This is a genomic window from Acidovorax sp. KPB24-03, assembly GCF_057546605.1.
Map to the genome: position 1 here is coordinate 1 of NZ_BAAJYR010000170.1, position 7,400 is coordinate 7,400.

The 7,400-nt window shown below is 69.7% G+C and carries 7 protein-coding genes; 6 read left to right on the plus strand and 1 reads right to left on the minus strand.

Annotated elements, in window-relative coordinates; genetic code table 11:
- The 4 genes from AC27KI_RS15940 to AC27KI_RS15955 all read left to right on the plus strand — a co-directional run.
- A partial coding sequence (locus AC27KI_RS15940; RefSeq protein WP_487114702.1) for a LysR substrate-binding domain-containing protein occupies positions 1–349 on the plus strand: 349 nt, incomplete at its 5' end.
- 71 nt (positions 350–420) lie between these two features.
- A complete protein-coding gene (locus AC27KI_RS15945) occupies positions 421–933 on the plus strand; it encodes a sigma-70 family RNA polymerase sigma factor (protein WP_487114704.1) in 513 nt (170 codons plus the stop codon).
- Positions 930–1,934: a FecR family protein gene (locus AC27KI_RS15950; RefSeq protein WP_487114706.1), complete on the plus strand. Its 1,005-nt coding sequence runs from the start codon at positions 930–932 to the stop codon at positions 1,932–1,934. Before AC27KI_RS15945 ends, AC27KI_RS15950 begins: the two co-directional genes overlap by 4 nt.
- Positions 1,935–2,018: 84 nt before the next feature.
- Complete coding sequence (locus AC27KI_RS15955) at positions 2,019–4,565, plus strand: TonB-dependent siderophore receptor (protein WP_487090081.1); 2,547 nt, start codon at positions 2,019–2,021, stop codon at positions 4,563–4,565.
- Between the two features lie 67 nt (positions 4,566–4,632).
- On the opposite strand, the gene AC27KI_RS15960 is transcribed toward AC27KI_RS15955, so the two are convergent.
- Positions 4,633–5,739, minus strand: coding sequence for an LLM class flavin-dependent oxidoreductase (locus AC27KI_RS15960; protein ID WP_284428499.1), 1,107 nt, complete (start codon positions 5,737–5,739; stop codon positions 4,633–4,635).
- Positions 5,740–5,948: 209 nt separating this feature from the next.
- On the opposite strand from AC27KI_RS15960, the gene AC27KI_RS15965 reads away from it, so the two are divergent.
- Both AC27KI_RS15965 and AC27KI_RS15970 read left to right on the plus strand, forming a co-directional pair.
- On the plus strand, positions 5,949–6,617 hold the full coding sequence (locus tag AC27KI_RS15965; RefSeq protein WP_487090082.1) for a cysteine dioxygenase family protein: 669 nt from the start codon (positions 5,949–5,951) through the stop codon (positions 6,615–6,617).
- Positions 6,618–6,622: 5 nt separating this feature from the next.
- The coding region (locus tag AC27KI_RS15970; protein ID WP_487114708.1) for a rhodanese-like domain-containing protein at positions 6,623–7,400 on the plus strand (778 nt) is incomplete at its 3' end.

The window sequence follows — 7,400 nt, forward strand, 5'->3', positions numbered from 1 at the left end:
CCTGCGCACCTACTACCAGCGCGAGGTGTCCCTCACCCGCGTGCCGGACGGCGCGGTGGAGCGCTTCGCCATCCACCCGCGCATGGGCACCGACAGCCTCTATGCCCTGCGCAGCGCGGCGCTGGCGGGCCTGGGCGCGGCAGTGGCCTCCGCCTGGGCGGTGGAGGCCGACCTGCGCCAGGGCCGCCTGCGGCACCTGGCGCCCGCGTGGCAGGCGGCGCCGCTGCCGGTGTACCTGGTCTATCCGCATGCCCGGTTCTATCCGGCGCGGCTGCGGCGGTTTCTGGATGCGATGCGCGCTACCTTGCCAACCTTGGCCGGCATGCGAGCGCCAGGTGGAGCCGGGTGACAGGGCCGGCCTACCAGGGCGAATAGAATGCGAATGGTTCGCATCCCTGCCCTCCGCCTTCGCTTGCCCACATGCCCACTTCACTGCACCCTGCGACCGTCGCCACCGTTGACGCGATCTATCGGTCCCACCACGGTTGGCTTCTCGGTTGGTTCCAGCGGCGGCTGGGCAGCGCGTGCCAGGCGGCCGATCTTGCGCACGACACCTTCCTTCGCCTGATGGCGTCGCGCGATGTGGCGGCGCTGCGCGAACCGGGTGCTTTCCTGCGCACCCTGGCGCATGGCGTGGTGGTGAACCACTGGCGGCGGATCGACATCGAGCGTGCCTGGGCCGCGGCAGTCTCGGCTCAGCCTGAGCCGGTCACCCCGTCCCCGGAGGAGCGCGCGGTGGCGCTCGAGACACTGTGCCGCATCGACGAGATGCTCGATCGGCTCAATTCCAAGGCACGCAGCGCCTTCCTGCTATCGCAGCTCGACGGCCTGGGCTACGCCCAGATCGGCGAGCAACTCGGGGTATCGGAGCGGATGGTCAAGAAATACATGGCCCAGGCGATGCTGCAGTGTCTTTTGCTGGCAGGCGAATGACGGAGGCGGGGGAGGCGTCCCCCTCCTTCGAGGACCTGCAGCAGGCGGCAGATTGGTTCGCCGTGCTGCAGGGCGGCGCAGTCAGCGAAGAGGAACGGCAGGAATGGCAGCGCTGGCTGGAGACCGGGCCCCGCCAACGTGCGGCCTGGGACCAGGTGCTGGCCGTGGCGGACGTCTTCGCCGGCGCTGCCAACCCTTTGGCGCGGCAGGTGCTGGAGCGCTGCCCTGCCGTATCGCGGCAACGGCGCACCGTGCGGCGCGCGCTGCTGGTGGCGCCCGCAGCGGTCCTTGCCGGCTGGGCGGTGTCGCAGCTTGGCCCCTGGCGCGGATGGGTCGCTGCCTATCGGACCGACACGGGAGAACAGCGCGCCGTCGCCTTGTCCGACGGCAGCGAACTGTGGCTCAACACGGCGACGGCCCTGGATGTCGATTACTCCGCCACGCTGCGCCGCCTTGTGCTTCATCAGGGGGAGGTGCTCATCACCTCCGGCCATGACCCTTCCAGTCCGCCAAGGCCCTTGGTGGTGGACGTGGCACCCGGAAGGCTCACGGCGCTGGGCACCCGTTTTTCCGTGCGTTACCAAGATGACGGCGGTGTCAGCGTGGATGTGTTCGAGGGCGCGGTACGCGTGGCACCCCGAGGCCGAGGCGAGCCGGTCGTCGTCCCTGCAGGGCGCGGCGCGCTGCTGCTTCACGACCGGGTGGACCTGACGCCAGGACAGGCAGGCGCGCTACCGGACTGGCAGCGCGGCATGTTGGTGGCTGACGGCATGCGGCTGGGCGACTTCATTGCCGAGCTGCGCCGCTACCAGCGCGGTTACCTGGCCTGCGCGCCGGAGGTGGCGGATTTGCGCATCGTCGGCTCCTACCCGCTCGCGGATACCGACCGCATCCTGTCGGCCCTGCAGGCCACCTTGCCGGTGCAAGTCCGCCAGCCCATGCCCTGGTGGACCGTGGTCGAGGCCCGCGCCAGTCCGGCCGCAGGAGCTGCCGCGCGTTGATTTTTTGGGCAGCGGGGTTCCCCTTTCGCGGGTTGGATTGGCATACCCCATGCCGACCCAACTCTTTCTGAACCCACCGCCACCATGCCTGCCTACCCGACCTTGCCACGCCGTCTTTCGGTTTCACCCCTGCTGCGCCCAGTGCGCCCCCGTGCGCTGCGGTTTGCCGCATTCGCGGCGGTGCCTCTCGCGGCCTGCATCGCGGCCATGCCGGTGCAGTCCCAAACCGCGGCGCCTGCCGCACGGGACTACGCCATCGCCGCCGGTCCATTGAGCACGGTGCTGAGCCAGTTCGCGGGCCAGTCCGGTATCTTGCTGTCGTCGAACGCAGCGCTCACCGAGGGCATTGCCAGCGCGGGCGTGCGCGGGCGCCTGACCGTGGACGAGGGCCTGGCCCTCGCTTTGGAAGGCACCGGCCTGCGGGCTGTGGCGGCCCCCGGCGGGATCTACACCTTGCAACGCAGCGCACCCACTGCTGCCATGCCCGAAGTGCGCGTCACAGGCCAGCGTCCGGCAGCGAGCGCTGCGACCCTGGCGCCGGTGACCGTCACCGCTGCCGCAGAGGTGGAGTCGGGCAAGGGGCCAGGCACCGGTTTCGTCGCACGCCGGGCCACTGGCGGTACCAAGACCGACACGCCGCTGATGGAAACACCCCAGTCCATCTCGGTCGTCACGCGCGGCCAAATGGAATCCCAGGGGGCTACCACGCTGGTGGAAAGCCTGCGCTACACGCCGGGGATCGTCGCGCAGTACGGAAACACCGATTTGCGCTACGACTGGTTCACCCTGCGCGGCTTCACCCCGCCGGCGCGCTACCTCGACAACCTGCGCCTTCCCTTCGGTGCGCGTGGCTATTCGCAGCCCCGCATCGAACCCTGGGGACTGGAGCGCACCGAAGTCGTCAAGGGACCGTCGTCCGTTCTGTACGGGCAAGCCGCGCCAGGCGGGCTCATCAACATGGTCAGCAAGCGCCCGACCGTGGTGCCGGTGCGCGAGATCGAACTGCAGGCGGGCAGCCACGAGCGCAAGCAGGCCGCCTTCGACCTCGGCGGGGCATTGGACGCCGACGGCGTCTGGAGCTATCGGCTGGTGGGCCTGCGCCGCGAAGCCGACACCTCGTTCGATGCGGTATCGGAGAAGAAGACCTACTTCGCCCCGTCACTGACGTTTCGCCCGGCGGATGCGACCCAGGTCACCCTGCTGGGCCAGTGGCAGTCCCTCGATTCGCCCGGCGGAGGCGGGGCACCCGCCCTGCCCGCTGCGGGCACATTGGATACCAGCAGGTATGCCGCGCTGCCGACCCGCACCTTCGTCGGCGAGCCAGGCTTTGATCGCTACCAGAATCGGCAGCGCTTCGTCGGCTACGAAGTGGAGCACCGCCTTGCAAGCGACCTCACGCTGCGGCAGAACCTGCGTTACGGCAAGGTCACCGCAGAAACGCGCCGCATCCAGGCCTTCTGCCAGGGCGCCTGCAACCCCGCGGCACTGGCACGCTATGCCTGGGCTTTTCCGGAAGCGGCGGACCTGTGGACCGTGGACACGCAGGCGCAGGCCGATTTCCGCACCGGCTCGGTGGCGCACACCGTGCTGGCCGGCATCGACTTTTCGGACGAGCGGGCGACCTATGACGAGAGCAACCTGCGTGTGCTTGCCAGGCCTTTCAACGCCTACGAGCCGGTGTACGGCACCGACAGCGGCGTGGTGCCGACAGTGGGCACCCATATTGAACAAAAGCGTCGCCAAGTGGGTGTTTATGCGCAGGACCAGATGCGGTGGCAGCGCTGGACCGGCGTGTTCGCCGGCCGATACGACCGGGCAGACACGGCCACCCGCACGCTGACCACGGCCACCGGCCGGTCGGTGGCCACGAACCAGGAAGACGGCCAATGGACCGGCCGCGCCGCGCTCATGTACACGTTGGACGGCGGCGTGGTGCCCTACATCAGCTACTCCACCTCGTTTCAGCCTGCGACTGGCACCGACCGGCTCGGCGGGGTCTTTGATCCCACGACCGGGCGTCAGGCCGAAGTGGGCGTGAAGTACCAGCCGGATGGATCGTCCGCCATGTTCACGGCCTCCGTTTACGAGCTGACCCAGCGCAATGTGCTCACGCCGGATCCGCTCAGCCGGTCGTTCAACGAGCAGACGGGCGAGGTGCGGGTGCGCGGACTGGAGCTGGAGGCGCGTGGCCCCCTCGCCCGGGGCCTGGACGCCATTGCGTCCTATGCCTACACCGACAGCCGCGTCACGCGCGCCAACGCCAACGCGGCCGGCACCAGCATCCAGAACAATCGGTTCGCCTTCGTGCCGCGGCAGCAGGCGGCGCTGTGGCTGGACTATGCGCTGCAAAGCGAAGACTTCGCCGGGCTGTCGGTGGGCGCGGGTGCGCGGCACACGGGCAGCAGCTATGGGGACAACGCCAACCTCTTCCTCGTCCCCAGCGTCACGCTGTTCGACGCCGCCATCCGCTGGGACCTTGGCCGGGTGCAGGCATCGCTCAAAGGCGTGCGGCTGGCACTGAATGTGGCCAACCTCACCGACAAGCGGTACGTGGCCTCGTGCATCGCATCCACGGGGTGCTACTACGGCGAGCGGCGCAGCGTTTATCTGACGGCGCGCTACAGCTGGTGATTCCAGAACTGCGAGCGCGGTGGGCTGCCCTGAGCACACCGCGCTCGGAGACGCGGACACGACGGAATCAGGCCACCTTCAACGCCGCCCGATTGGCATTCACCCGATCCCGCTCGGCCACCTTGGCCCGCACCAGCGGCAACAGTTCGCGGCCGTACTCGATCGCATCCACCAGCGGGTCGAAGCCCCGGATCAGGAACGTGGTGATCCCTAAGTCGTAATACTTGAGCAGTGCGTCCGCCACCTGCTCGGGCGTGCCCACGAGCGAGGTGGAGTTGGACCGCCCGCCGGTTTCGCGCGCGATGGCCGTCCACAGTCGCTCGTCCACGCGGTCGCCCTTGGCCGCATCGGCCAGCAGGCGCTGCGCGCCCTCGCTCTGCTGCGGGCCGGTGCCGCGCGCGTGGCCCTGGGGCACACCCAGGCGGCGGGTGGTTTCCAGGATCTGGTCCGCGCGGGCCCAGGCCTCTTCCTCGGTACGGCCCAGGATGGGGCGGAACGAGATGCTGAACTCGATGTGCCGGCCATGCTGCGCGGCCTCCGCGCGCACCTGGCGCACCAGGTCACCGGCCTGGGCGAGCGACTCGCCCCAAAGCGCATACACGTCGGCATGCTTGCCGGCCACCTTCAGCGCGGGCGCGGAGGCACCGCCGAAGTAGATGGGCACATAGGGCGCCTGCAGCGGCTTGACCTCGGACGCAGCGCCTTTCACCTGGTAGTAGGTGCCGTGGTGGTCGAAGGGGCGGTCCTCGGTCCACACGCGCCGCAGCAGCGTGAGGTATTCGTCGGTGCGGGCATAGCGCTCGTCGTGGCCCAGGAAATCGCCGTCGCGCTGCTGGTCGGCATCGGAGCCGCCCGAGATGTAGTGCACCGCCACGCGGCCGCCGGTGTAGTGGTCCAGCGTGGCCAACTGGCGCGCGGCCAGGGTCGGGGCCACGAAGCCGGGGCGGTGTGCCAGCAGGAAGGCGATTTTCTGCGTGGCCGAGGCGGCGTAGGCCACGGTCAGCAGCGTGTCGGGGCTGGTGCCGCTGGCCGGCACCAGGATGCGGTCGAAGCCCGCGTGCTCATGCGCCTGGGCAAAGGCCCGCACGTACGCCGGGTCCACGGCCGGGCCCTTGCGGGCGATGGTTTCTGACACCTCGTGCGGCTGGATCATGCCGATGAACTGGACACCCATGGAGACTCCTTGAAGGAACGTGAGACAGACAGCGAGCCACCGATGATGGGCATCGCGCCCACCCGCGCCAACGAAGAAAAACGCCTGTGGTCATTCGGTTTCTGCAAGGGGGCGCCGTCGGTCCGGGGCGCTGGGGGAAAGAAGAAAAACATGCATGCATATGAAAAACCCGCTTCCCTTGCCGGCGGCCGGGCTGGTGCAATGGCGGCATGCCAACCGCCCCCTCGCCCACCGCCCCCGTGAACAACCCGCCCAGCACGGCCCGCCTGCGCCACTTCGTGCAGCAGATCGCCGCCCTGCTGGAGCCCCGCCCGGCAGAGCCCGACCTCCTCGCGCGCGGGAGCGCCCTGCTGGCCGACCTGGTCTCGCACGACGACTGGCTGCCGCCGGAATATGCCCAGCCCGATCCCGAGCGCTACCAGCAATACCTGCTGCATGCCGATGCGCTCGGGCGCTTTTCGGTGGTGAGCTTCGTGTGGGGGCCGGGCCAGGCCACGCCCATCCACGACCACACGGTGTGGGGCCTGGTCGGCATGCTGCGCGGCGCGGAGCTGTCTCAAGCCTACGGGCAGGACGCCGATGGGCAGTGGCAGCCCCGCGGTGCGCCCCATCGGCTGCAGCCGGGCGACACCGAAGCCGTCTCGCCCACCATCGGCGACGTGCACCGCGTGAGCAACGCGCTGGCCGGCGAGACATCGATCAGCATCCACGTGTACGGCGCCAACATCGGGGCCGTGCAGCGGTCGGTGTACCGCGAGGACGGTTCCGTGCGCCCTTTCGTCTCCGGCTACAGCAACGCCACCCTGCCCAACCTCTGGAACCAGCCGCTCGCCGGCCCGGCCTCCCACACCGCTTCCTCCGCCTGCGCCGCCCCATGAGTGCCATGACCGATACCACCGCCTTTGCCACCACCCGCCCCCAACAGGTCCGCCAGGCCCTGCTCGACCAGCAGGAGATCGCACTGCTCGACGTGCGCGAAGAGGCCCCGTTCGCCGAAGGCCACCCGCTCTTCGCCGCCAACCTGCCCGCCGGGCGGATCGAGCTGGACGCCTGGACCCGCATTCCTCGCAGGACCACGCCCATCGTGGTGTACGACCACGGCGAAGGCCTGGCCGAGCCTGCGGCGCGCACCCTGCGCGCGCTGGGCTACACCGACGTGTCGCTCCTGGAAGGCGGCCTGCAGGGCTGGAAGGAGGCCGGCGGCGAGCTCTTCATCGACGTGAACGTGCCCAGCAAGGCCTTCGGCGAACTGGTGGAGAGCGAACGCCACACGCCCTCGCTGCCGGCCGAGGAGGTGCAGGCGCTGCTGCAGGCCAAGGCCGACGTGGTGGTGCTGGATGCGCGCCGCTTCGACGAATACCAGACCATGAACATCCCGGGCGGCATCAGCGTGCCCGGTGCGGAGCTGGTGCTGCGCGCCCAGGCGCTCGCGCCCGATCCAGCCACGCGCATCATCGTGAACTGCGCCGGGCGCACGCGCAGCATCATCGGCACGCAGTCGCTGGTGAACGCGGGCCTGCCCAACCCCGTGGCCGCGTTGCGCAACGGCACCATCGGCTGGCTGCTGGCCGGCCAGACGCTGGAGCATGGCGCCGACCGACGCTTCCTGCCGGTGCCGCCGGAGCAGCGCGCCACTGCCGCCGCCCGCGCCCGTGCGGTGG

What these genes read in the sequence shown, in the direction of transcription:
- AC27KI_RS15945 (WP_487114704.1), top strand. Translation starts at nt 421, where the DNA reads ATGCCCACTTCACTGCACCCTGCGACCGTCGCCACCGTTGACGCGATC.
- AC27KI_RS15950 (WP_487114706.1), top strand. Translation starts at nt 930, where the DNA reads ATGACGGAGGCGGGGGAGGCGTCCCCCTCCTTCGAGGACCTGCAGCAG.
- AC27KI_RS15955 (WP_487090081.1), top strand. Translation starts at nt 2,019, where the DNA reads ATGCCTGCCTACCCGACCTTGCCACGCCGTCTTTCGGTTTCACCCCTG.
- AC27KI_RS15960 (WP_284428499.1), bottom strand. Translation starts at nt 5,739, where the DNA reads ATGGGTGTCCAGTTCATCGGCATGATCCAGCCGCACGAGGTGTCAGAA.
- AC27KI_RS15965 (WP_487090082.1), top strand. Translation starts at nt 5,949, where the DNA reads ATGCCAACCGCCCCCTCGCCCACCGCCCCCGTGAACAACCCGCCCAGC.